The organism is Pseudomonas sp. BJP69 (assembly GCF_007633355.1).
Taxonomy (GTDB): Bacteria; Pseudomonadota; Gammaproteobacteria; order Pseudomonadales; family Pseudomonadaceae; genus Aquipseudomonas; species Aquipseudomonas juntendi.
The window spans coordinates 367,522-391,027 of sequence record NZ_CP041933.1; the positions used below are offsets into that span (position 1 = coordinate 367,522).

Consider the following 23,506-nt stretch of genomic DNA (forward strand, 5'->3'; position numbering starts at 1 on the left):
TACACTGTCCGCCACATAGCCTGAATATAAAGAGGGGAGGCCAGGCTGAACCGCAGCCTGTAGCCTCCCCGAGCGTTTCTGGACTAAGCATGAGAATACTGATCATTGGCCCCAGCTGGGTCGGCGACATGGTGATGGCGCAGACCCTGTTCCAGTGCCTGAAACAGCAGCACCCCGACTGCGTGATCGACGTGCTGGCCCCCGAGTGGAGCCGGCCGATCCTCGAACGCATGCCCGAAGTGCGCCAGGCCTTGAGCTTTCCGCTCGGCCACGGCGCACTGGAGCTGGCCACGCGGCGGCGTATCGGCAAGTCCCTGGCCGGCCAGTACGACCAGGCCATCCTGCTGCCCAACTCGTTGAAGTCGGCGCTGGTCCCCTTCTTCGCCGGCATTCCCAAACGCACCGGCTGGCGCGGCGAAATGCGTTTCGGCCTGCTCAATGACGTGCGCAAGCTGGAAAAGGCCCGCTACCCGCTGATGATCGAGCGTTTCATGGCCCTGGCCTACGCCCCTGGCGCCGAATTGCCGCAACCGTACCCGCGCCCGCACCTGCAAATCGAAGCCCAGAGCCGCGAGGCCGCCTTGGCCAAGTTCGGCCTGGAACTCGACCGCCCGGTACTGGCGCTGTGCCCCGGTGCCGAGTTTGGCGAGGCCAAGCGCTGGCCGGCCGAACACTATGCCGCCGTGGCGGATGCGATGATCCGCCAGGGCTGGCAGGTATGGCTGTTCGGCTCGAAAAACGACCACCCGGTGGGCGAGCAGATCCGCGACCGGCTGATCCCGGGGTTGCGCGAAGAGTCCGCCAACCTGGCTGGCGAAACCTCGCTGGCCGAGGCTATCGACCTGATGTCGTGCGCGCAGGCCGTGGTGTCCAACGACTCGGGGCTGATGCACGTGGCGGCTGCGCTCAACCGCCCGCTGGTGGCCGTGTATGGCTCCACCTCGCCCGGCTTCACCCCACCGCTGGCCGAACAGGTGGAGGTGGTGCGCACCGGTATCGAGTGCAGCCCGTGCTTTGACCGCACTTGCCGCTTCGGCCACTACAACTGCCTGCGCCTGCTGGAGCCCGGTAAAGTCATCGCCGCCCTGCACAGCCTGAGCGGGCCGGACCTGATCGATGCCGCGGCCGAGGTCGACTAAGTGCGGGTACTGATCATCAAGACCTCATCCCTGGGTGACGTGATCCATACCCTGCCGGCACTGACCGATGCCGCCCATGCGCTCCCGGGCATCCGCTTCGACTGGGTGGTGGAAGAAGGCTTCGCCGAAATCCCCAGCTGGCACCCGGCGGTTGACCAGGTCATCCCGGTGGCCATCCGCCGCTGGCGCAAGAACCTTTGGCAAACCCTCAAGAGCGGCGAGTGGAAGGCCTTCAAGCAGCGCTTACGCGCGCGCAAGTACGACCTGGTGATCGACGCCCAGGGCCTGGTCAAGTCGGCCTGGCTCACCCGCTACGTGAAGGCCCCGGTGGCTGGCCTGGACCGCTATTCGGCCCGTGAGGGGTGGGCCAGCCGCTTTTATGACCGGCGCCTGTCGGTTGCTACCGGCCAGCATGCGGTCGAGCGGGTGCGCCAGCTGTTCGCCATGGCCCTGGCCTACGACCTGCCCGAAGGCATCGGCAACTACGGCCTGGACCTCGAGCGCCTGCAACTGCCGCCAGCGGCGCCCTATGTCGTGTTCCTGCATGGCACCACCTGGGCGACCAAGCACTGGCCGGAAGTCTACTGGCGCGAACTGGCCGAGCGCATGGGCCGGCGCAAGCTGGAGGTGCGCCTGCCGTGGGGCAACCCGGCGGAGAAGGCGCGGGCCGAGCGCATTGCCCAGGGCTTGAACAATTGCCAGGTGCTCCCCAAATTGAACCTTGCTGGTGTGGCCCGCGTGCTGGCAGCGGCAAAGGCCTGCGTGGCGGTCGATACCGGCCTGGGCCACCTGGCCGCGGCACTCGATGTGCCGACCATTTCGTTATTCGGCCCGACCAACCCGGGCCTGACCGGCGCCTACGGACGGACCCAGATTCACCAGGCCAGTGACTGGCCCTGTGCGCCCTGCCTGCAGAAGAAGTGCACCTACAAACCGAGCGCCGATGACCTGGCCCGGTTCGATCTCAAACGCGAGTGGCCACTGTGCTTCACTCGCCTGAATCCCGAGCATGTGGCGAGCCGCTTGAGCGCGTTGCTGCTGGCTGAGGATGTCCGTTGATGCAACTGGCTTTCGTACTTTACAAATATTTCCCCTTTGGCGGGCTGCAACGCGACTTCATGCGCATTGCCCTGGAGTGCCAGAAGCGCGGCCACCAGATCCGTGTGTACACGTTGATCTGGGAGGGCGACATTCCCCCCGGCTTCGAGGTGCTGGTGGCGCCGGTCAAGGCGGTCTTCAACCACCGGCGCAACGAGAAGCTCAGTGCCTGGATGGCCGCCGACCTGGCCAAGCGCCCGGTCGACCGCCTGATCGGCTTCAACAAGATGCCGGGGCTGGACGTGTACTACGCCGCCGACGGCTGCTTCGAGGACAAGGCGCAAACCCTGCGTGGTGGCCTGTACCGCCGTTGGGGCCGCTACCGGCACTTTGCCGAGTACGAGCATGCGGTGTTCGCCAAGGACGCGCATACCGAAGTGCTGATGATTTCCGAAGTGCAGCAGCCGCTGTTCATCAAGCATTACGGCACCCCGCTGGAGCGCTTCCACCTGTTGCCGCCGGGCATTTCCCAGGACCGCCGCGCGCCGGCCAATGCCGCCGAGATTCGCGCCGAGTTCCGCAAGGAGTTCAACCTGGGCGAGGGTGACCTGCTGCTGGTGCAGATCGGCTCGGGCTTCAAGACCAAGGGCGTGGACCGCAGCCTCAAGGCGCTGGCGGCACTGCCGTCGGCGCTGCGCAGGCGCACCCGGTTGATGGTCATCGGCCAGGACGACCCCAAGGTATTCCAGCTGCAAAGCGCTACCCTGGGCCTGGGCGACCAGGTGCAGTTCCTCAAGGGCCGTAGCGACATCCCGCGTTTTCTGCTGGGTGCCGACGTGCTGATTCACCCGGCGTACAACGAAAACACCGGTACAGTGCTGCTCGAAGCGCTGGTGGCCGGTTTGCCGGTGCTGGTGTCCAGGGTGTGCGGCTATGCCCATTACATTGCCGAGGCCGACAGTGGCCTGGTGCTGGACGAGCCATTCGAGCAGGACCAGCTCAACAGCTACCTGCAGCGCATGCTGGAAGACCCGCAGGCCCGCGCCAGCTGGTCGCGCAACGGCCTGGCATTCGCCGAAACCGCCGATCTGTACAGCATGCCGCAGCATGCTGCCGACGTGATCCTGGGGCAGAAAACCGCATGAAGCTGATACTGGCCGAACCCTTCAAACACCTGTGGGCCGGGCGCGATGCCTTCGACGCCGTGGAGGCGCTGCAAGGTGAGGTCTACCGCGAACTCGAAGGCCGCCGCACGCTGCGTACCGAGGTGGCTGGCGAGGGCTTTTTCGTCAAGATCCACCGCGGTATCGGCTGGGGCGAGATCTTCAAGAACCTGCTGACCGCCAAGCTGCCGGTGCTCGGTGCCGGCCAGGAGTGGCAGGCGATCCAGCGTTTGCATGAAGTGGGTGTGCCGACCATGACCGCGGTCGCCTACGGTGAGCGCGGCAGCAACCCAGCCGCGCAGCATTCGTTCATCATCACCGAAGAGCTGGCGCCGACCATCAGCCTGGAAGACTTCAGCATCGACTGGGCCAGGCAGCCGCCCGAGCCGCGCCTGAAGCATGCGCTGATCGCCGAGGTGGCGAAAATGACCGGCGGCATGCACCGCGCCGGGGTCAACCACCGCGATTGCTACATCTGCCACTTCCTGCTGCACACCGACCGCCCGGTGACGGCGGATGATTTCAAACTGTCGGTGATCGACCTGCACCGCGCGCAAACCCGGGCGACAATCAGCCGGCGTTGGCGTGACAAGGACCTGGCGGCGCTGTACTTCTCGGCGCTGGACATCGGCCTTACCCAACGCGACAAATTGCGCTTCCTGCGCGCGTACTTCCAGCGCCCGCTGCGGCAAGTCCTCAAGGACGAAGCCGCGCTGCTGGCCTGGCTGGAGCGCAAGGCGCAGAAACTCTACGATCGCAAGCAACGCTATGGGGATGCACTCTAATGGCGAGTTGGACACTGGCGCCGGGTTACCAACACCTGGCGGCGGACTTCGGCAGCCTCGATGCGGTATTTGCCATTCAGGGCGAACGCCTGACCCGCGACCCGCTCAGCGAGGTGGTGCGCATCGAGCGTGATGGGGTCAACTATTACGTCAAGCGGTACACCGGTGCCGGCAAGCACATGCGCCGCTACCTGGGCCGGCCGCGCATCAAGGCCGAATGGCAGAACCTCAAGCAGTTCGCCAAGTGGGGCATTCCCACCGCCGAAGTGGTGGCCTGGGGCCTTGAGCGCAATGGCCTGGCCTTTGGCCGCGGGGCGATGATCACCCGCGAGCTGCCCAACACCGAAGACCTCTCGGCCCTGGCCGAGCGCAACGATGCGCGGCTGGCCGATCGCGCCTGGGTCGACCATATCAGCCGCCAGTTGGCCCGCCATACCCGGGTGATGCACGAACACCGTTTCGCTCACAACGACCTGAAGTGGCGCAACCTGCTGGTCGATGACCAAGGCACGCTGTTCTTCATCGATTGCCCCACTGGCGATTTCTGGCGCGGGTTCATGTGGCGGCACCGGCTGATCAAGGACCTGGCCTGCCTCGACAAGGTGGCCAAGTACCACCTCTCGGCTACCCAGCGCCTGCGTTTCTACCTGCAGTACCGTGACCGCAATCGGCTTGATGCGCGCGACAAGAAACGCATCCGCCAGGTACTGGGCTTTTTCGAGGGAAGGGAATGACCGACTACCTGGCCAGCGCAGAACTCGCGCTGCTCAAACGCCATGGGCTGGATGACTTCGAGGCGCTGTGGGCGCTGCAACTGGACGCCGTGGACGAGCCCAACACCGGCCGTGGCGGCTGGAGCAGCGTGTTCCGCCTGGAGCTCGAAGGCAAGGGGTACTACCTCAAGCGCCAGTGCGACTACCTGACCCGCACCCTGCACCGGCCGTTTGGCGAGCCAACCTTCGCCCGCGAATTCCGCAATATCAGCCGTTATCAGAAGTTGCACATTCCGGCCTTGCAGGCGGTGTTCTACGGTGAGCGCAAGCAGGGCGGCCAGCACCGGGCGATTCTGATGACCCGTGCCTTGGACACGTGGGCCGACCTCGACAGCCTGCTGGGCCAATGGCCGCAGTTGGGCGAGGCCAAGCGCAACGGCATCCTGCAGGCGTGCGGCCAGCTGGCGCGTACCCTGCACGGCGCCGGCCAGGTGCACGGCTGCTTCTACCCCAAGCACATCTTTCTGCGCCAGCGCCGCGAGGGGTGGGACGCCCAACTGATCGACCTGGAAAAGACCCGGCCGTTGCTGTTCGGCATGCGTGACCGCCTCAAAGACCTGGAGCCGCTGCTACGCCGCGCCCGGGCCTGGAGCGAGGCCGATGTCCGCACCTTGCTGGCCAGCTACCTGGCGCAGCCCGCCGAAGGCACGCTGGTCGACACCTGGCTGCAACGCCTGACGCAACGCAGTCGTGAAAAAGAGGCCCGCTGATGCGTTTGTCTGAACTCAAGGCTGCCGGGCGTAGCCCGTCACTGCCGCTGACCCTGACCTTGGCCGATGCCGCCGGCAGCGCCGACCTGCAGCTGCTCAGCCTGTTGCGTGTGCTACCGGGCCAGCGCTATGTCGGCGCCGGTGTATGGCGCGGGACGCCGGTACTGGCCAAGTTGTTGGTGGGTGCTAACGCGGCGCGGCATTTCCAGCGCGAATTGCAGGGCGTGAAACTGTTGGCCGGGCAGGGGCTGACCACGCCCAGGCTGCTGGCCGACGGGCTCAGGGAAGGCGAAGGTGGCTGGCTGCTGTTCGAATTCCTCGACGGTGCCCAGAGCCTGGCCGATGCCTGGGGCGCGGTGGAAAACCTGCCGGTGCTGGCCGACGCGCAGCATCAGGTGCTGGGTGAGGCGCTGACGGCCGTGGCGCACATGCACGCCAAAGGCCTGTGGCAGGAAGACCTGCACCTGGACAACCTGCTGCGCCACGCCGGCAAGCTGTACCTGATCGATGGCGCCGGCATCAAGGCCGAAACCCCTGGCCAGCAACTGTCGCGCCCGCGGGTGCTGGAAAACCTCGGGGTATTCTTCGCCCAGTTGCCCAAGCGCCTGGAGCCGTTCATCGAAGAATTGCTGGTGCATTACCTGCTGGCCAATGCCGAGCACGCGCTGCCACTGGAAGCCTTGCAGAAGCAGGTGGACAAGGTGCGCAGCTGGCGGCAGAAGGACTACCTGGAAAAGGCCGGGCGCGAATGCAGCCTGTTCAGCGTACAGCGCAGCTTGTCGGGCTTGCGTGCGGTTCGCCGCAGCGAGGTGGGCGCCATGCTGCCAGTGCTGGAACAGGCCGATGCCTTGATCGACCAAGGCCACCTGTACAAGACCGGTGGCGCCGCCAGTGTGGCGCGTATCGAGGTGAATGGCCGGCAGTTGGTGCTCAAACGCTACAACATCAAGAACACCGCGCACTGGCTCAAGCGCTTCTGGCGCCCGAGCCGGGCCTGGCATTCGTGGATCGAAGGGCACCGCCTGGAGTTTCTCGACATCGCCACGCCACGCCCCTTGGCGGTGCTGGAGCAGCGGGTGCTGGGCCTGCGCAGCCGTGCCTACCTGGTCACCGAGTATGTCGATGGCCCAGACCTGACCGCGTGCTTTGCGCCCTACGTGGAAAGTGGCGAGGCACCGCAAGAACAGCTCGATGCGTTGGTGCAGGTGATGCAGCAACTGATCCGCGAACGCATCAGCCACGGCGACTTCAAGGGGCACAACCTGTTCTGGGACAACGGGCGCTGGTCGCTGATCGACCTGGACGCCATGTGCCAGCATGCCACCCAGCTCAGCTTCGCCCCCGCCTATGCCCGCGACCGGGCACGGCTGCTGCGCAACTGGCCAAGTGGCAGTGCCTTGCATCAGCGGTTGGACGGGCTGTTGCCGCGGCTTACCGAATAACAGTCTGGAAACGCCAGCCAGCCACTGCTTCGGCCGGGCTGGCGAACCCGGATGCGCCACTGGTCCCCCTGCCAACGGACAATGGCCCAGGCGATGGGCCTGCGGTCCGGTTGCCCGGGCATCAGCAAATGGTAATGGTTGTCCAGCAAGTGCGCGCGCAGCGGCAACGCCTGGCTGCCTGCGACCAGAAAGTACTCCCGGCCCAGGCGGTACAGTCCAGCGGTGTCGGTTGGCTCGGCGCCAGCCGGGTACGTGGGCAGTTGGCACGCTTCGAACAGCGCCTGCAAGTCGGGTAGCCCGTCATGCCACAGCACCACCGAGTCCACTACCCATTCGCCGTCTTCGCGGCGTTTGACCGGTACCTTGGTATAGGCGTCCGGCATCCGCGGGTCTACTACACGCCAGCGGTAGCCGTCGAAAGCGACCTGGTACGTAGCCCCGCTGGCATCCCTGATGTAGTAGAAGCTCAGGCCAGGGTACGGCGAGGGTTGCTCGTAGATACCTTCTTTGCGAATGCCATCGACGCGGTAACGCAGTTTTTCACGGTTGATGTTCACGCTTGCCGAAGGCGGCAACTTCAGCGGTGGAGGCGAGGGTATTCCACGCAACGCGCGGCGCATCACGGTTGTTCCACCCAGGTTGTTGACGGCGTCGTTGGCGTAGGTGAAGGCGTCGACGATGTGTTTCAACACGTCAACGCGTTGCCCTTGTTTGAAGGCCTTGTGCGCATCGATCACCGACAGGATCGAACGCCCCAACGATACCGCCACCAGTGCCCGGTTGGGCAACACGAAGCTGATCAAGTCCAGAATGAGCGTCAGCCCGCGCAGGCCGAGCTCGCCCAGCAGTTCCCGCCGGGTATTGGTGCTGGCATCGACCGCGGCCAGCATGGCATTGACTTCAGCGAGGTAGCGGGCCTGGTGGAAATCGCCGGTGATCGTCGGGCGTAGTACATGGGGCCCCATGCCGCCTTTGGTCAGCCATAGCTCGATTTGCTCACGGTCGGCCAGCGGCAGGCGGTCTTTCAGGTAATCGCGCAGGGCAGGTTGTTTGCGCAGGGTCTTGAGCATGTGCCGGGTATTGCGAAACTCACGCCAGGCACGGCGGTCGGGGGCGTCCGGGGTGTAGACGATGAAGCGGGCGAAGCCTGGGCTGTCTGGGGTGACCAGCATGATGCCTTGCAGCGTATGCCCACCGATCAGCAACTGGCGCACGCTCAGTTGCGCTACGTCTGCCTGTTGGCGGGCATGGCTTTGCGGGTATTCGAGCAAGGTGGTGATCCAGGTGAACCCGCGCTCGAACGGGTCTTCGAGAAGGTGGCCGGCATAGTGCGCCTTGGCCGCTTCGGCGCGCATGCGCGCATGGCTGATGGCGACATAACTGTCCTGCCGCCACTGTGCCTGCGGCGATGTCAGCAAGTGGGTGCGCAAGTACTGGCTGTAGCTTTCACCCACATCCAGCTCACGGACCAGCTGCTTGACCTGGCTTGGGCTGACGCCATCGACGGTCACGCCCTGCTTGTCGTGCACCCTCGCCGTCAACCAGTAGTCGATATCGAGCAAGCTGACGTTGATCAGCGCCAGCTCGTCGATGCGGTAGGTCTGCTGGACCAGCTCGATGCTGTCGCCAACCTGCGGGCGGCTGGCGACGGGTATCCACGGGCCGGTGATGCTGGGCGGCAACACGGGGCCTATGGGCCTGGCCAGGGTGACACTGACATACAGGCCGAGCGGGTCGATATCTAGCTGGTGACGTTGGCGCAGTTGCGTGCGCAGGCGTTCACGCGTCCAGGCGAGCAGGCCATTGTGGTCGACGAATTGCTCAAGGCTGAGGATACCGGGTGCCGCCGCCTTGTCGATGGCGATCACCAGCTCTTGCAGGGTTTGCATGATGTGCGTGAGGCCCTGTGCCGAGGCGTTTTTCAGCCAGGCTGGCGAGTTGCGCTCCAGCAGCAGACCGTAGCGTGTCTGTAGCGCAGAGCGGCTGTCGGCCCATGGCAGCAGATCGGCGGCCGCGGCCAGGTCCGCTGTCAGCTTGGGCCAGTCCACCGTCGCCTGCTGCGCAGCTTTCTGCCAGGCCTGGGTCAGCGCGGCGTGCTGGCCGTCGATCAAGGCCTGAACCTGCGCCTGGATCATGTCCTCGTTGAACCATTCATAGCGCAGGCGCTCGGCGTTGCGGGCGTTGTCGCGGTCGTGTTCGTTGCTCATGTGCCGCAGCAGTGGCCGGCTTTGCTGCACGTCGTCCAGGCGTTCGCAAAGCTCGGTGTGCAGCTCGGCAAGGCTATCGAATGCTTCGATGCCATGGGACAGACTGCACAGCAGCGCGTAGTCGGTGGTGTTGCGAGGGTCTGGCATGCGGCCCTCGGGCCCGCCTTCGACGATCACGAAGGTGCCGGGCAGGTAGCTACGCCAATTGGGTGTGGTGATGTCCAGTACGGGGCGGTAGATCTGCGGCCGTTGCGCGGCTGGTAAATGCTGGCGCTGCGAGGGCAGCGGCCTGTTGGCGCAGCAGGTGACCAGCTCGGCATGGCTCGAACCCAGCGTGTGGTCATCGCTGCGCAACGCGATTTGCGCCAGCAGTTGCTGGCGCAGCAGCGTAGCCAGGCGTGCCCGCCGGCTATCACCGCTCGCGGTGCCAAGCCAGTACTGCGCAAGGTCGGCGAAGTAGCGCTGCCGTGCGTTCAGCAGCGGCAGCGACGGCTCGGGCGCCGGGGGTGGGGTGAGCAGGGCGCTCAGTTGCGCATCGAAGGACTTGAAGTGTGTCAGGCTCATGGCGGGCTCCACGGTGAACAGGCCATGCAGCTTGGTGCCAGCTGGTGATACAGGCGTGTTAGCTGTTTACCTCATTTGCCGCTCAGGCCACGGAACCCGAGCCAGGCCGGAATGCCCAGCCCCAGCCAGGCCAGGGCGTCCCAGGCGCCGTCCCCGAGCAGCGCGGCGAACAGGCCGGCTGCGCCCAGTGCGGCGATGAGCCCAGGCCAGGCGAAGATCTGCCTGGTGCTGCGTGACGTGTGGCTCACGGGCGCGCCCCCCTGCTGCTGCGCAGCTTGGTCCACCACAGGTAGAGGCCGCTGCCGAGCACGATGATGGTCAGCACGTCCAGTGCTGCCCACAGCACCTGCATGGGCCGCCCGCCGTAGTCGCCAAAATGCAGGGGTTGCGACAGGCCCATGGCATCCATGTACCAGGGGCGTTCGCCGACGGCGGTCACTTGCAGCGTGCGTGCATCGATCAGGACCGGGGTCAGCAGGTGCGAAGTGAGGTGCGTGGCACCTTTCATGAACACCGCGTAGTGGTGCTCACTGGAGAAGCGTGTACCGGGGAAGGCGATGAAGTCTGGGCGCATGCCGGGGGCGGCCTGTTCGGCGATGGCCAGCAGGTCGCTGGCCGCAGCGCGTTCGCCCAGCGGTGGGGCGTTGCGGTAGGGGGCCACCATCGCCGCCAGGCTGTCGTTGCGCCAGGCAGCGATCACCAGGTCGGACAGGGCGCTGATCACGCCGGTTACACCGACAGTCAGTGCCCAGGCCAAGGTGACGATGCCGATCAGGTTATGCAGGTCGAGCCAGCGCAGGCGCCGGGATTTGTCGTGGCGCACGCTGGCGAAGCCCAGCCGGCGCATGAACGGGGCGTACAGCACGGTGCCGGACACGATCGCGACGACGAACAGCACGCCCATGAAGGCCAGCAGCAACTTGCCCGGCAGGCCGGCGAACATGTCCACGTGCAGGCGCAGCATCAGCATCATGAAACCACCGTTGGCGGCGGGCATGGCTACCGCTTCGCCTGTGCGGGCGTCGAGCATGAAGGTGTGCGACAGGTTGGGTTCGGTACCGGCGGTGGCGGCGGTGATGGCCACCACGCCGTCGGGTTGGTCTTCTTCATAGCCAAAGTACTGCATGACCTCGCCGGGGCGGTGCTGCTCGGCCTTGAGCACCAGCTGTTGCAGGTCGAGGTGCGGGGTGCCGGGCGGCATTTCGCGCAGTTCGGCGGCGTCGCCCAGCAGGTGTTCGAGTTCGTGGTGGAAGATCAGCGGCAGGCCGGTGAGGGCGAGCAACAGCAGGAACAGGGTACAGACCAGGCTGCTCCAGGTGTGGACCGCTGACCAGCGGCGGATGGTTGGGCTTTTCATCACGGTACCGTTTATTGCCTGAGGAATTGGAGGGGGCCGCAACGCGGCCCCGGCTCACTCAGAACTTGTAGGTGGCGCTGGCCACGACACTCCGCTCGTCCCCGTAGTAGCAGTAGTACGAGTCACAGGTGGAGAGGTAGTCCTTGTCCAGCAGGTTGTTCGCATTGAGCGCTACCGACGCCCCTTTCAGGCTGTTGTCGAGGCGGCCCAGGTCGTAATGCACCGAGGCATCGAACACCGTGTAGGCATTGGCCTTGCCCAGCCAGGTGTTGCCTTGGTCACCATAGGTATTACCGGTGTAGCGTGCCCCCAGGCCGATGCCGAAGCCGTCCAGTACGCCCGAGTGGAAGGTATAGTCGCCCCACACCGAGGCTTGCTGGTTAGGCATCAGTTGCAGGCGGTTGCCCTTGAACTGACCATCCTGCACTTCGGATTTGGCCAGGGTATAGGCGGCAATTACCTTCAGGTTGTCGGTAACGTCGGAAACCGCTTCAAGCTCCAGGCCGCGGACTTTCACTTCGCCGGTTTGGCTGGTGACACTGGTGTTGCCATCGTTGCTGGTGACCAGCACATTCTGTTGAGTCAGGTCATACACCGCGGCCGAGAGCAACGTATTTGAACCGGGGGGCTGGTATTTGACACCCAGTTCCCACTGCTTGCCTTCGGTTGGTTTGAACGACTTCAGTGGGTCCGCATCGGCCTTGCTGGCGGGCTGGAAAGATTCTGCATAGGACAGGTAAGGCACAAACCCCGAATCGAAGACGTAACTGATCGCCGCGTTGCCGCTGAAGTTACTGTCGCGCTGGGTGTTGGTAGCGTCGCCTTTGTTGAAGAACGTTGTACCGGTGTGTACCCAGTCCTCCCGACCACCCAAGGTCAGCCGCCAGTTGCCCAGCGCCATCTGGTCCTGCACGTACAGGCCGGTCTGAATGGTCTTCTGGTCGTAGTCGTAGTAGGCAGTGGAACGGTCCGGTCTGCTGATCGGCAAACCGTAGACCGGGTCGTTGACATTGATGGGCGGCGCAGCGCCATAGATCGTCAGGAAATTGTTGTTGGTACGTTGGTGGTCCAGGCCGACCAGCAAGGTGTGGTTGATGGCGCCTGTGCTGAAATCACCCTGGAAGTTGTTGTCGACGGCGAACTGGCTGATGTCCTCGTCAACGTTGGTGGTACTACGCCCCACGTTGCCTTGGTCGTCCACGACCATGCCGAACTCCGGCAAGTAGCTATTGACGGTGATCGTCTGGAACGACAGCTCGGACTTGGTATAGCGCAAGTTTTGCCGGAACTGCCACACGTCGTTGAAACGGTGCTCGAACGCGTAACCCAGCGCGTAGTAAGTACGGTCGTAGAATTCGTAATTCGGGTCACCCAGGTTCTTGTGGTGCGAGATTTTGCCGAACGGCATGTCGATCTTGGTGCCCTGGATCGGTCGGAACTGGCTGGTGACCCCGGTATCGTCGCGGGTGAATTGGGAGAGGAAGGTCAGCGAGGTATCTTCGTCCAGGTTCCAGGTCAGGCTCGGGGCGATGTTGTAGCGCTTGTTGTCGATGTGATCGACCTGCGTACCGCTGTCACGGATCACACCGCTCACGCCATACAGCAAGCGGCCGTCGTCATCGATCCTGCCGGTGCTGGCGAAGTTGATCTGGCGGTGGTTGTCACTGCCATATTGCAGTTCGATTTCATGCGCGCTTTCGGCTTGCGGGCGGCGGCTGACCATGTCCAGCAGGCCGCCGGGTGGGGTCTGGCCATAGACCGAAGAAGCCGGGCCACGCAGCAGCGCCAGGCGGTCCAGGTTCCAGGTTTCGGCTTTCGGGTTGGCGTACACGCCACGTGGCAACGGCAGGCCATCCAGGAACTGGGTGGGCTCGAAGCCGCGCACACGCATCCAGTCATAGCGGGTGTCGCTGCCGAAGCTGGCAGAGACGATGCCTGGCATATAGCGCACGGCATCGTCGAGGCTGTGCACGCCGCGGTCTTTCATCTGCTCGCGGGTCGCCACGGAAATGGACCGTGGGACTTCGACCAGGGCGGTGTCGGTCTTGGTGCCGGCGGCCGTGCGCTGGGCCAGGTAGCCGTCGACCGGGCCCCATGCACTTTCACTGGCGCTGCTGGCGTTCACGGTGATTTCCGGCAAGGCCAGGCTGCCCTCCGGCACCGCGACCAGGCTGTAGCTGCCCGCGCTGCTCTGCTGCAATTGCAGGCCGCTGCCCAGCAGCGCTGCCTGCAGGGCGCCGAGCCCGTCATAGCGGCCGTTGACCGGCGCCGACGTGCGGCCACTGACCAGCGCCGGGTCCAGGGCCAGGGCGATGCCGGCCTGGCTGGCGATCTGGTTCAGGGCAGTGGCCAGCGGTGCGCTGGGCAGGTTGTAGGCGCGCAGCGCGGACTGCTCGGCGGCGAACAAGGCAGGGCTGACCAGCGGCGCGGCCATGCCGATGGCCAGGGCCATCAGGCTGGGGCGCAGGATACGATCTACGGCACGGGACATGCGGCGGTTCCTCGACGGGTAAGTGCTTGCTGCATCCTTGCCGAGCGAGAATCGAAAAGTGACAGGGCGAATCTGAAAAAAAGTGAGAATTGTTTGTAAAAGCAGGGGCGCCTGCGATCAGGCTGCTACAGCGCTACCTGGGCGTGACCTTCACCCACCACTGGGTATGCCGCTCGACCTTCACCGGCAGCACCGGCTCCAGTGAGGCCAATGCCAGGTCGGTATCGGTCAGCGGGAAGCTGCCGCTTACCCGCAGGTCGGCGACCGCTGCATCCACGCCCAGGTAGCCGCTGCGGTACTTGCCCAGCACCGCCAGCAAGTCGCCAAGGCGTACGTCGTCGACCACCAGCATGCCGCGCGTCCAGGCATCGGCACCGGCCGGCACTGCGCTGACCTGGCCCAGGCCATCGGCATGCATCAGCACCTGCTGGCCTTCGCGCAACACCTGCTCGTCACCGCTGTTATGCGGCATGGCCGCGACCGACGCTTGCAACACTTCAAGGCGCGTGCCTGCGGCTTCACGACGTACCAGGAAGCGCGTGCCCAGTGGGCGCAAGCGGCCATCGTCGGTGCGCACCAGCAGCGGGCGTGGGTCCTGGTGGCCGGTATCGACCGAGATTTCACCCTGGTGCAGCACGATCACCCGTTGCGCACCGGCGTAGTCGATGTCTACCGCGGTGTGGGTATTGAGGCTCAACAGGGTGCCGTCGGCCAGGCGCAAGGTGCGCAACTCGCCGGTGGCGGTACGCTGGTCGGCAAGCCAGTAGCTGGGCGCCAGTGACGGTGCGCCGACCCACGCCAGCAGCGAGCCGAGCAGGAACATGCCGGCCAGGCCGCCGCCCACCTTGCCGATGCGCCGGCGCAGGCTGGCGCGCGACTGCAGCAACGCCTGGCGCGCCGGGCCGGCGGCTGCGCTGAGCCGCTGGTCCATGGCGCCGAGCTGTCGCCAGGCGCGCGCGTGTTCTTCGCTGGCGGCATGCCAGCGCATGAACTCGCCACGTTCGGCAGGGCTGTCGCTGCCGCCGTCGAGGTTGAGTTTCCAGGCAATGGCAGCTTCCAGTACACGCGACGAGACCGGTGCGTTGCTCACGTCGGCTCCCCGTACAGGGCCACGTAGCACTGGCGCATACCCTGGGCGAGGTACTGGCGCACCCGCGACACCGAAACGCCCAGGCGCTCGGCGATTTCGGCATGGCCCATGCCATCCAGGCGGTTGTGCAGGAACGCCGCGCGGGCTTTGCTCGACAGCTTGCCAAGCAGGCGGTCGATGGCTTTGAGGTCTTCCAGAATCAGGTGCTGTACTTCGGGGGAGGGGTGTTCGGCTTCCGGCACCAGTGCCAGTTCCGCGAGGTAGGCCTGTTCCAGTGCGGCGCGCCGGAAGTGGTCGAACATCAGCCCCTTGGCCACGGCCGCAAGAAAGGCACGCGGTTCGCGGGGCGAGGCCAGCTGCTCGCGGCCTAGCAGGCGCACGAAGGTGTCCTGGCTCAGGTCTTCGGCACGTTGGCGGCAGGCCATGTTGCGTTGCAACCAGGCGAGCAGCCAGCCGCGGTGATCGCGGTACAGCGTACCGACCAGATCGGCGTGTGGGCTCTGTGCAGAAGGCAAGCAGCGTCCCCCCGGAACGTATGCATTAACTAACGATAATTATTCGCGATTGTTGCAGAGGGGAGGGGGTGGGTGCAATGGACGCTTATCGGTTCGCCTGCATGGGGTTGGCCAAGGGCCTGCGTTTTCACTGGCGCTGCGTAGCCCTGGCCTTACATGCCATAGCTCTGCACCTTGCGTCGCCGCCAGCCGCGCAGGCGCTGTTCCAGTTGCAGCGGGCTGTCCAGTTGTTGGCGCCGGGCCTGGCTGAACAGGATCAGCACAAGTTCTGCGGTGACCTGGGCATCAGCGCTGGCGTGGTGGCGTTCTTCCACCTGTAGCCCAAAGCGCGCCACCCAGTCATCCAGGCCCGCCTCGCGCAGAACCGTGTCGGGGTTGAGCATCGGCGCCAGCTCGGCCACATCCAGAAACGGCGACTGCAAGCGGTAACCCAGGCTTTCTTTCAGTGCCCGCGCCAGCATGCGCTGGTCAAACGGAGCATGGAATGCCAGCACCGGGCTGTCGCCAATGAAGTCGAGCAGGTCCAGCAAGGCTTCGGCGGGCTCGCAACCGGCCGCCAGGGCGCTTGGCCCCAGCCCGTGAATCAGCACGCTGGCGTTGGTTTTCAGCAGTGGCCGCTGCAGGGTGCGTTCGAATTGCTGGGCAAAGTCGATGGCCCCGTCCTCGATGGCCACTGCGCCGATCGACAGTACCTGATCACGGTTGGGGTTGAGCCCGCTGGTTTCCAGGTCCAGCACCACCCAGCGCTGCTCACGCAACGTGCACACACCCAGGGGCGCGGGTTTAGGTTGCCGGGCCAGGCGCTGGAGCGTGGCAGGGTCCAGCTCGGGTGTGCCGGGGCGCAGCCAGGCGAACAGGCTCATAACTGGTACCGCAGGGCCAGGCTGCTTTGCAGGCGCTGGGCCTGGCGCAGGGACTCGCGCAGGATACGCCGGTCCAGGTGGTTGAGGCTGTCCGGGTCAAGCCGGTTGGAATACGGCAGGTTGGCGCGGGCCTGGCGTTGATGCTGTTGCATGCGGGTCTGCTGGATGAAGTGATACGCCTCTTCGTAGGCCGCGCCGTCCAGTGCTTCGATTACCCCTTTGGCGACCAACTGGCGCAGGCGCTCCAGGGTATTGCAGGCGCCGATGCCGTTGGCCAGCGCCAGCAGCCGGGCACCATCGACGAAGGGCGTCAGGCCCTGGACCTTCAGGTCGAGTGTGGCCGCCTTGTCATTGCCTTGGCGGGTCAGCACGAACTCGCGCAGGCGGCCCACTGGCGGGCGCTGGCGCAGGGCGTTTTCCGCCATCATGCGCTGGAATATACGGTTGTCGGCCACCTGCGCCAGCACGCCTTGGCGCAGTTGCTCGCAGCCCTGATCGTCGCCCCACACCACCCGCAGGTCGAAGTAGATGCTTGAGCCCAGCAGGTTTTCCGGGCTGGCTTCGCGGACAAAACCGGCAAAGCGCCGCGCCCACTCGGCACGCGACAGGCACAGCGCAGGGTTGCCGGCCATGATGTTGCCCGTACACAAGGTGAAGCCACACTGGGCCAGGCATTGGTTGATGTACTGTGCCAGCGGCAGCAGGCGGGCACGGATGGCGTCGGCCTCGGCACTGTCCAGCGCCTCGAAAAGGATGCCGTTGTCCTGGTCGGTGTGCAGGGTCTGTTCGCGACGCCCTTCGCTGCCAAAGCACAGCCAGCTGAAAGGCACCCCAGGGTCGCCGCGTTCAGCCAGGGCCAGTTCGATGACCCGGCATACCGTGTGGTCGTTGAGCAGGGTGATGATCTGGGTGATCTGGGTGGACGAGGCGCCGTGGGCGAGCATCCGTTCGACCAGTTGGCTGATCTCGCCGCGCAGCGAGACCAGGCTGTCCAGCCGCGGCGCATGGCGAATGGTGCGCGCCAGGTGCACAAGGTCGACCCGTTGCAGCGAGAACAGGTCGCGCTCCGAAACCACGCCACACAGCCGGCCGTTTTCCACCAGGCACACGTGGGCAATGTGCCGCTCGGTCATTGCCATGGCTGCATCGAAGGCACTGGCCTGTGGGCTGAGGTAGAACGGCTTGGCGGTCATGTGCCGGGCAATCGGCGCACCCAGCTCGGCGTCCGCCGCGGCCACCACCTGGCGCAGGTCGCGCAGGGTGAAGATGCCGGTGGGGTAGCGCTGCGTGTCAACCACGACGATGCTGCCCACCTGCTGCTCGTGCATCAGCCGCACGGCTTCGCGCAGCGGCGTATCCGCGTTGCACACCACCGGGTGCCGCATGGCCAGTTCGCCCAGCGGCGTGTTCAGCGAGTACTGGGTACCCAGGGTTTCCACCGCACGCTGGCGAACCTGCTGGTTGACCTGGTCGAGCAGGCTGCTGACCCCGCGCAGGGCAAAATCCCGAAACACTTCAGACATCGAGAACACGCGGATGAACGCTGCCTTGTTCAGTTGCAGGCAGAAGGTGTCTTCGCCGGCCAGGTGCTCGGTGCGGGTGGCCCGTTCGCCGAGCAGGGCGGCCAGCGGGAAGCACTCGCCGCTGGTGATTTCGAAGGTGGTTTCGACCCCCGGTTTCACCAGGTGCTGACGCTCGCCCACCACCCGGCCCTGCTTGACGATGTAGAAATGCTCGACCGGCCCGTCTGCCGGCTTGACGATGCTTTCGCCGCTGGCATAGAAGCGCAGCTGACACTGCTCGACCAGGTAGGCCAGGTGGCTGTGCTCCATCTGGTTGAACGGCGGAAAGCGCTGCAGAAACTGCAGCGTGCCCTGAATGTTCTGCAGCACTGCGGTCCTGCCCGCCTGGCTGTAGGCGTCCTTTTTGCTCATGAAACCGACCGTATCGCTATGCCGAACTATATATATCTATATATAGGTGCCGGCCATGTTGTTCTCTGCCTCCATGGTCGGCTTGCGGCGGGGTGGTGCCCATTGGACGTAAGTCTATGAGCACCCCTGTCAAAGACCCGACGAAAGGCGAACCGGGCGACGCAAGTTCTGCGGTCCTATGGGTGAAGCGGAATTTTTTTGACGAGATGGCCATGCCTGAGCAAATCGATATTTTAAGCGACGAAGAGCGCGAGGCATTGGGTATGGCCAGTGCGCCGGTAGTCGTAAAGCCGTTGGTGCTGGTGGTGGACGACAACGCGGTGAACCGTGAGGCTTTGATCCTGTACCTGAAAAGCCGGGGCATTGATTGCGTGGGCGCGGACGGGGCCGAGGAGGCCAGGTTGTACCTGCATTTCCAGCAGCGCATCGGCTTGATGATTACCGATTTGCGCATGCAGCCAGAGGATGGGCTGGAGCTGATCCGCAAGATTCGCGGGTCGGAGCGGGCGGCGTTGTCGATCATCGTCGTGTCGGGCGACACCGATGTGGCAGAGGCGGTGGACGTGATGCACCTGGGGGTGGTGGACTTCCTGCTCAAGCCGGTGGACCTGGGCAAGTTGCTGGAGCTGGTGAAGAAAGAGCTGAAGCTCGATTGAAGAGTTGCCCGTCTCTCACAGAGGCCGCACAGATTCCGAAACCTGTGCAGCCCCTGTGGGAGATTCTATGGTTCCTGGCAAGGGTAGCCGGAGCATCTTCAGCGCCTGTGAGATCGAGCGCCGCCCGCGCGGCGCAATCGCGAGCTGCGCTCGCTCCTACGTTTGTTTCGGGCCAGTAACGCCTGTGACAGGCGCGCGCGGCCGCCTTGTTTGTACGGCGCGATATTGAGGCATGCACCAAGGCGTTCGCGCGCAAATCCCCCAGGAATAATTGGCCCGAAACAAACGTAGGAGCGAGCGCAGCTCGCGATTGCGCCGCGCGGGCGGCGCTCGCTCTAACAGGCGCTGCCATACCTTGTGGCAAACACCTGTCAGCCCTGACGCGATCCCTGTGGGAGCTGGCTTGCCGGCGATTGGGCCGCAAAGCGGCCCCCGTACGCAGGTGTAACTTACAACCCGTTACGCGCCTTGTACTCGCGGCGACGGCGGTGCAGCACTGGCTCGGTATAGCCATTGGGCTGCTTGCCACCTTCGACCACCAGCTCCACTGCCGCCTGGAACGCAATGTTGTCGTCGAAGTTCGGCGCCATCGGGCGGTACAGAGGGTCAGCGGCGTTCTGCTGGTCGACCACCACCGCCATACGCTTGAGGCTTTCCAGCACCTGCGCTTGGCTGACCACGCCGTGGCGCAGCCAGTTGGCCAGCAGTTGCGCGGAGATGCGCAGGGTGGCGCGGTCTTCCATCAGGCCGACGTTGTTGATGTCCGGCACCTTCGAGCAACCGACACCCTGGTCGATCCAGCGCACGACATAGCCGAGGATGCCCTGGGCATTGTTGTCCAGCTCGTTGCGGATCTCTTCGGCCGACCAGTTGGTGTCGGCAGCCAGCGGGATGGCCAGGATATCGTCCACCGACGCCGGGGTGCGTGAGGCCAGTTCACGCTGGCGTGCCTGTACGTCCACCTTGTGGTAGTGCAGGGCATGCAGGGTGGCGGCAGTTGGCGACGGCACCCAGGCGGTGTTCGCACCGGCCAGCGGGTGGGCGATCTTCTGCTCGAGCATGGCGGCCATCAGGTCGGGCATGGCCCACATGCCTTTGCCGATCTGCGCACGGCCTTGCAGGCCGGTCGCCAGGCCGACATCGACGTTGTTGTTCTCGTAGGCACCGATCCACTTCTCGTTCTTCATGGCACCTTTGCGCACCACGGCGCCGGCCTCCATCGAGGTGTGAATTTCATCGCCCGTGCGGTCGAGGAAGCCGGTGTTGATGAACGCGACGCGCTCGGCAGCGGCCTTGATGCAGGACTTGAGGTTGACCGTGGTCCGGCGCTCCTCGTCCATGATGCCGACCTTCACGGTGTTGCGCGGCATGCCCAGCAGGTCTTCGACCTGGCTGAAAATCTCGGCGGCAAACGCCACTTCCTCAGGGCCATGCATCTTCGGCTTGACGATGTACACGCTGCCACTGCGGGTATTCTTGCGGCTGGTGTTGCCGTTGAGGTTGTGCAGGGCGATCAGGTTGGTGAACAGGCCATCCTGGATGCCTTCCGGAATTTCGTTGCCCTGGGCGTCGAGAATTGCCGGGTTGGTCATCAGGTGGCCAACGTTACGCACGAACAGCAGCGAACGGCCGTGCAGGGTCACGCTGCCACCGTTGGGCGCAGCGTACTCGCGGTCGGGGTTCATGGTGCGAGTGAAGGTCTTGCCACCTTTGCTCACGCTTTCGGCCAGGTCGCCCTTCATCAGGCCCAGCCAGTTGCGGTAGACGATGACCTTGTCGTCGGCATCGACAGCGGCGACCGAGTCTTCGCAGTCCATGATGGTGGTCAGTGCCGACTCCATCAGGATGTCTTTGACGCCAGCGGCGTCGGTGCTGCCAACCGGGGTGCTGGCATCGACCTGGATTTCGAAATGCAGGCCGTTGTGTTTCAGCAGCACGGCGGTCGGTGCCGCGGCATCACCCTGGAACCCGATCAGTTGGGCGTCGTCACGCAGGCCGGTGTTGGTGCCGCCCTTCAGGGTGACCACCAGCTTGCCGGCTTCGATGCGGTAGGCGGTGGAGTCGACGTGCGACCCAGCCGCCAGCGGCGCGGCTTCGTCAAGGAAGGCGCGGGCGAAGGCAATCACCTTGTCGCCACGCACTTTGTTGTAACCCTGGCCTTTTTCGGCGCCGCCTTCATCGCTGATGGCATCGGTGCCATACAGCGCGTCGTACAGCGAACCCCAACGGGCGTTGGCGGCGTTGAGGGCAAAACGGGCGTTCATCACCGGCACGACCAGCTGCGGGCCGGCCATATGGGCGATTTCTTCGTCCACGTTCTGGGTGGTGGCCTGGAAATCGTCGGCTTGTGGCAGCAGGTAGCCGATTTCCTGGAGGAATGCTTTGTAGGCTGCGGCGTCATGGGCCTGGCCTTTGCGTGCCTGGTGGTAGGCGTCGATCTTGGCTTGCAGCTCGTCGCGCTTGGCGAGCAGGGCTTTGTTCTTTGGAGCGAGGTCATTGATGATCTTCTCTGCACCCGCCCAGAACTGCTCGGCGACGATGCCGGTCCCGGGGATGGCTTCGTTGTTCACGAAGTCGTACAGGACCTTGGCGACCTGAAGGCCACCGACTTGAACGTATCCAGTCATTGCTTGCCTCACTCTGCTCAGCTATTTCGCTCTTCTGTATTAAGCCTGTAGCGCTTCTCTAAACACGTACCAGTACTTGCCCCCGGGGAAGACCCCGAGCGCGGCTGGGTGCAGCCCGCCAGACTGGCTGGCAGACAGTGTGCGTATTTTCACAGGCGCCTTGGCAGACATCCAAACGACGTTTTGTAGTCCGCGCCACGGGATACTACATGAAGCAGTAGACGGGGCAAAATCAGACTAAAAGCGCCGTTGTGCGACCCATTGGTCGCGTATGGTCACGCTGGGAGCAGGTATGTTCGCAAAAAAAGGGTGGATTGTTCCAGATAAATCTTGAAACAGTACACGATTGGCTGTGCGGATTGCCCTGCGGCAGGTTGCCGCGCCTTGCCTATACTGAGCCGACCCCCCGATTTTCTGCGCCTAGCGCGGTTCGACACGAGGAACGGCTTGTGGATCATCTTGTACTGACTGTTATCGCCCCTGACAAGGCCGGCCAGGTGGAACGTGTTGCGCAGTGCATCGCCGACCACAGCGGCAACTGGCTGGAAAGCCGCATGTCGCGCATGGCCGGGCAGTTTGCCGGGATCCTGCGGGTGGCGGTGCCGGCTGAACATCACGATGGGCTGGTGGCGGCGTTGCAGGGGCTGGCCCAGTACGACATTCGTGTGCTGGTTGCAGAGAGCGGAGTGGAACCCTCTTGTACCTGGAAGCCGATTGCCATGGAACTGGTCGGCAATGACCGGCCGGGGATCGTGCGGGACATTACTCGTTTGCTGGCGGAGTTGCAGGTGAACGTGGAACGGTTCACGACAGAAGTGCGGCCGGCACCGATGAGCAGCGAGCCGTTGTTCCATGCCGATGCCTTGTTGGCCTTGCCTCTGGCCTTGCCGCTGGACGAGCTGCAGCAGCGGCTGGAGAGTCTGGCGGATGACTTGATGGTGGAGTTGCGGTTGCGGGCGGAGGATTGAGTGGATTGGCCGGGGGCCGCTTTGCGGACCATCGCGACGCAAGGCCGCTCCTACAGGGGATTTGGTAAAGACATCCCTTGCGGTTATCCCGGTATCACGGGGAAGGCCCTGTGGATAACCTGGGGGTTCACCTCTCCAGCCCAGGCAATGCGCCCGCTGCGGAGGTTTGCTCAAAAAACACCCAAAATTCAGCAGCTTGTGCACAAAGCACGGGGACGAGGGTGTGGATAACCTTTGGAGATGTCTCTGCAGGCCAGGTACTGCATGGCCTGCAGAGTTTTGATCGTTTTTTGATCAGGCGCGCTTGCGCAAACTTAGCCAGGCGTCCACGCTGTAAATGGCCAGGCCAGCCCAGATGAACATGAAGGCTACCAGGGTGCTGGAGGACAAATGCTCATCGAACAGCAGCACCGCCTGCAGCAGTACCAGGGTTGGCGCCAGGTATTGCAGGAAGCCGAGGGTGGTGTAGGGCAGGTGCCGTGCTGCGGCGTTGAAGCACACCAGCGGTACCAGAGTCACCGGCCCCGCCGCCATCAGCCAGAGCGCTTCGCTGCTGGTGTAGAACGCGCCTTGTGCACTCATGGCCGTTGGGTGCAGCAGCAACCAGCCCAGGGCCAGCGGTACCAGCATCCAGGTTTCCACAACCAACCCCGGCAGCGCCGCAACCGGGGCCTGTTTGCGGATCAGCCCGTAGAAGCCAAAGCTCAGCGCCAGCGCCAGCGACACCCAGGGCAGGCTGCCCACCTGCCACACCTGCTGGGCCACGCCAACTGCAGCCATGCCCACTGCCAGCCATTGCAGGCGGCGCAGCCGCTCGCCCAGCAGCAGCATGCCCAGCAGCACGTTGATCAGCGGGTTGATGTAGTAACCCAGGCTGGCCTCGAGCATGCGCCCGTTGTTGACCGACCACACATAGGTCAGCCAGTTGAAGGCGATCAGCGCCCCGCTCAGGGCCAGGACCCCCAGCCGGCGCGGATTGTCGCGCAGCTCGCGCCACCAGCCGGGGTGTTTCCACAGCAGTAGCAGCAGCGAGCCGAACATTGCCGACCAAAGCACCCGGTGGACGATGATCTCCACCGCCGGGACGCTCTGGATTGCCTTGAAGTAAATCGGGAACAGGCCCCAGATGATGTAGGCGCTCAGGCCCAGGAGATACCCGCGACGCGGGTTTGCGGCGTGCATGC

Annotated in this window: 19 protein-coding genes; 9 read left to right on the forward strand and 10 right to left on the reverse strand. The window is 64.4% G+C overall.

Annotated elements, in window-relative coordinates:
* Nucleotides 1-89: 89 nt before the first annotated feature.
* From waaF to FPB55_RS01730, 7 genes are read left to right on the forward strand one after another with little or no spacing between them, the layout of a single operon-like run.
* Nucleotides 90-1,139, forward strand: coding sequence for a lipopolysaccharide heptosyltransferase II (waaF, locus tag FPB55_RS01700; protein WP_144187418.1), 1,050 nt, complete (start codon nucleotides 90-92; stop codon nucleotides 1,137-1,139).
* Nucleotides 1,140-2,198 (forward strand): lipopolysaccharide heptosyltransferase I, encoded by a 1,059-nt coding sequence (gene waaC / locus FPB55_RS01705; protein WP_144187420.1) that lies wholly within the window; start codon nucleotides 1,140-1,142, stop codon nucleotides 2,196-2,198.
* Complete coding sequence (locus FPB55_RS01710; RefSeq protein ID WP_009683334.1) at nucleotides 2,198-3,322, forward strand: glycosyltransferase family 4 protein; 1,125 nt, start codon at nucleotides 2,198-2,200, stop codon at nucleotides 3,320-3,322. Before waaC ends, FPB55_RS01710 begins: the two co-directional genes overlap by 1 nt.
* The gene (gene rfaP, locus FPB55_RS01715) at nucleotides 3,319-4,125 is read left to right on the forward strand and encodes a lipopolysaccharide core heptose(I) kinase RfaP (RefSeq protein ID WP_029885033.1); all 807 of its coding nucleotides are present in this window, start codon (nucleotides 3,319-3,321) and stop codon (nucleotides 4,123-4,125) included. Before FPB55_RS01710 ends, rfaP begins: the two co-directional genes overlap by 4 nt.
* Nucleotides 4,125-4,859, forward strand: a complete 735-nt coding sequence (locus tag FPB55_RS01720) for a lipopolysaccharide kinase InaA family protein (RefSeq protein WP_115293279.1) — start codon at nucleotides 4,125-4,127, stop codon at nucleotides 4,857-4,859. Before rfaP ends, FPB55_RS01720 begins: the two co-directional genes overlap by 1 nt.
* Nucleotides 4,856-5,608, forward strand: coding sequence for a lipopolysaccharide kinase InaA family protein (locus FPB55_RS01725; RefSeq protein ID WP_047150174.1), 753 nt, complete (start codon nucleotides 4,856-4,858; stop codon nucleotides 5,606-5,608). Before FPB55_RS01720 ends, FPB55_RS01725 begins: the two co-directional genes overlap by 4 nt.
* Nucleotides 5,608-7,050 carry a lipopolysaccharide kinase InaA family protein gene (locus FPB55_RS01730; protein ID WP_047150173.1) on the forward strand — a complete coding sequence of 481 codons (1,443 nt, stop codon included), beginning with the start codon at nucleotides 5,608-5,610 and terminating at the stop codon, nucleotides 7,048-7,050. Before FPB55_RS01725 ends, FPB55_RS01730 begins: the two co-directional genes overlap by 1 nt.
* On the opposite strand, the gene FPB55_RS01735 is transcribed toward FPB55_RS01730, so the two are convergent.
* The 8 genes from FPB55_RS01735 to FPB55_RS01765 form a co-directional block, all read right to left on the reverse strand.
* Nucleotides 7,011-9,821: a DUF6543 domain-containing protein gene (locus FPB55_RS01735; RefSeq protein WP_144187422.1), complete on the reverse strand. Its 2,811-nt coding sequence runs from the start codon at nucleotides 9,819-9,821 to the stop codon at nucleotides 7,011-7,013. The genes FPB55_RS01730 and FPB55_RS01735 overlap by 40 nt on opposite strands.
* A 71-nt stretch (nucleotides 9,822-9,892) precedes the next feature.
* Nucleotides 9,893-10,069 carry a hypothetical protein gene (locus FPB55_RS26160; RefSeq protein ID WP_009683340.1) on the reverse strand — a complete coding sequence of 59 codons (177 nt, stop codon included), beginning with the start codon at nucleotides 10,067-10,069 and terminating at the stop codon, nucleotides 9,893-9,895.
* Complete coding sequence (locus FPB55_RS01740; RefSeq protein WP_009683341.1) at nucleotides 10,066-11,178, reverse strand: PepSY-associated TM helix domain-containing protein; 1,113 nt, start codon at nucleotides 11,176-11,178, stop codon at nucleotides 10,066-10,068. The genes FPB55_RS26160 and FPB55_RS01740 overlap by 4 nt, the downstream gene beginning before the upstream one ends.
* A gap of 58 nt (nucleotides 11,179-11,236) precedes the next feature.
* Entirely contained in the window at nucleotides 11,237-13,669 is a 2,433-nt protein-coding gene (locus FPB55_RS01745; protein ID WP_144187424.1) for a TonB-dependent siderophore receptor, read from the reverse strand.
* Between the two features lie 133 nt (nucleotides 13,670-13,802).
* The gene (locus FPB55_RS01750; RefSeq protein ID WP_054881576.1) at nucleotides 13,803-14,759 is read right to left on the reverse strand and encodes a FecR family protein; all 957 of its coding nucleotides are present in this window, start codon (nucleotides 14,757-14,759) and stop codon (nucleotides 13,803-13,805) included.
* Nucleotides 14,756-15,274, reverse strand: coding sequence for an RNA polymerase sigma factor (locus FPB55_RS01755; protein WP_029885025.1), 519 nt, complete (start codon nucleotides 15,272-15,274; stop codon nucleotides 14,756-14,758). Before FPB55_RS01755 ends, FPB55_RS01750 begins: the two co-directional genes overlap by 4 nt.
* Nucleotides 15,275-15,426: 152 nt before the next feature.
* Nucleotides 15,427-16,137 carry a 3'-5' exonuclease gene (locus FPB55_RS01760; protein ID WP_144187426.1) on the reverse strand — a complete coding sequence of 237 codons (711 nt, stop codon included), beginning with the start codon at nucleotides 16,135-16,137 and terminating at the stop codon, nucleotides 15,427-15,429.
* A complete protein-coding gene (locus tag FPB55_RS01765) occupies nucleotides 16,134-18,071 on the reverse strand; it encodes a putative nucleotidyltransferase substrate binding domain-containing protein (RefSeq protein ID WP_125854591.1) in 1,938 nt (645 codons plus the stop codon). The genes FPB55_RS01760 and FPB55_RS01765 overlap by 4 nt, the downstream gene beginning before the upstream one ends.
* Before the next feature lie 116 nt (nucleotides 18,072-18,187).
* Between FPB55_RS01765 and FPB55_RS01770 the strand changes: the two genes are divergently transcribed.
* A complete protein-coding gene (locus FPB55_RS01770; protein WP_144187428.1) occupies nucleotides 18,188-18,727 on the forward strand; it encodes a response regulator in 540 nt (179 codons plus the stop codon).
* Nucleotides 18,728-19,176: 449 nt separating this feature from the next.
* Here the strand turns inward: FPB55_RS01770 and FPB55_RS01775 are convergent, their stop codons facing one another.
* Nucleotides 19,177-21,354, reverse strand: coding sequence for a malate synthase G (locus FPB55_RS01775; protein ID WP_009681522.1), 2,178 nt, complete (start codon nucleotides 21,352-21,354; stop codon nucleotides 19,177-19,179).
* Between the two features lie 449 nt (nucleotides 21,355-21,803).
* On the opposite strand from FPB55_RS01775, the gene FPB55_RS01780 reads away from it, so the two are divergent.
* Complete coding sequence (locus FPB55_RS01780) at nucleotides 21,804-22,322, forward strand: ACT domain-containing protein (RefSeq protein WP_009681523.1); 519 nt, start codon at nucleotides 21,804-21,806, stop codon at nucleotides 22,320-22,322.
* Between the two features lie 294 nt (nucleotides 22,323-22,616).
* On the opposite strand, the gene rarD is transcribed toward FPB55_RS01780, so the two are convergent.
* Nucleotides 22,617-23,504, reverse strand: coding sequence for an EamA family transporter RarD (gene rarD, locus FPB55_RS01785; RefSeq protein ID WP_144187430.1), 888 nt, complete (start codon nucleotides 23,502-23,504; stop codon nucleotides 22,617-22,619).
* Nucleotides 23,505-23,506: the final 2 nt, after the last annotated feature.

What these genes read in the sequence shown, in the direction of transcription:
- rfaP (WP_029885033.1), top strand. Translation starts at nt 3,319, where the DNA reads ATGAAGCTGATACTGGCCGAACCCTTCAAACACCTGTGGGCCGGGCGC.
- waaF (WP_144187418.1), top strand. Translation starts at nt 90, where the DNA reads ATGAGAATACTGATCATTGGCCCCAGCTGGGTCGGCGACATGGTGATG.
- FPB55_RS01720 (WP_115293279.1), top strand. Translation starts at nt 4,125, where the DNA reads ATGGCGAGTTGGACACTGGCGCCGGGTTACCAACACCTGGCGGCGGAC.
- FPB55_RS01735 (WP_144187422.1), bottom strand. Translation starts at nt 9,821, where the DNA reads ATGAGCCTGACACACTTCAAGTCCTTCGATGCGCAACTGAGCGCCCTG.
- FPB55_RS01765 (WP_125854591.1), bottom strand. Translation starts at nt 18,071, where the DNA reads ATGAGCAAAAAGGACGCCTACAGCCAGGCGGGCAGGACCGCAGTGCTG.
- FPB55_RS01775 (WP_009681522.1), bottom strand. Translation starts at nt 21,354, where the DNA reads ATGACTGGATACGTTCAAGTCGGTGGCCTTCAGGTCGCCAAGGTCCTG.
- rarD (WP_144187430.1), bottom strand. Translation starts at nt 23,504, where the DNA reads ATGCACGCCGCAAACCCGCGTCGCGGGTATCTCCTGGGCCTGAGCGCC.
- FPB55_RS01760 (WP_144187426.1), bottom strand. Translation starts at nt 16,137, where the DNA reads ATGAGCCTGTTCGCCTGGCTGCGCCCCGGCACACCCGAGCTGGACCCT.
- FPB55_RS01740 (WP_009683341.1), bottom strand. Translation starts at nt 11,178, where the DNA reads ATGAAAAGCCCAACCATCCGCCGCTGGTCAGCGGTCCACACCTGGAGC.
- FPB55_RS01745 (WP_144187424.1), bottom strand. Translation starts at nt 13,669, where the DNA reads ATGTCCCGTGCCGTAGATCGTATCCTGCGCCCCAGCCTGATGGCCCTG.
- FPB55_RS01725 (WP_047150174.1), top strand. Translation starts at nt 4,856, where the DNA reads ATGACCGACTACCTGGCCAGCGCAGAACTCGCGCTGCTCAAACGCCAT.
- FPB55_RS01770 (WP_144187428.1), top strand. Translation starts at nt 18,188, where the DNA reads ATGAGCACCCCTGTCAAAGACCCGACGAAAGGCGAACCGGGCGACGCA.
- FPB55_RS01710 (WP_009683334.1), top strand. Translation starts at nt 2,198, where the DNA reads ATGCAACTGGCTTTCGTACTTTACAAATATTTCCCCTTTGGCGGGCTG.
- FPB55_RS01730 (WP_047150173.1), top strand. Translation starts at nt 5,608, where the DNA reads ATGCGTTTGTCTGAACTCAAGGCTGCCGGGCGTAGCCCGTCACTGCCG.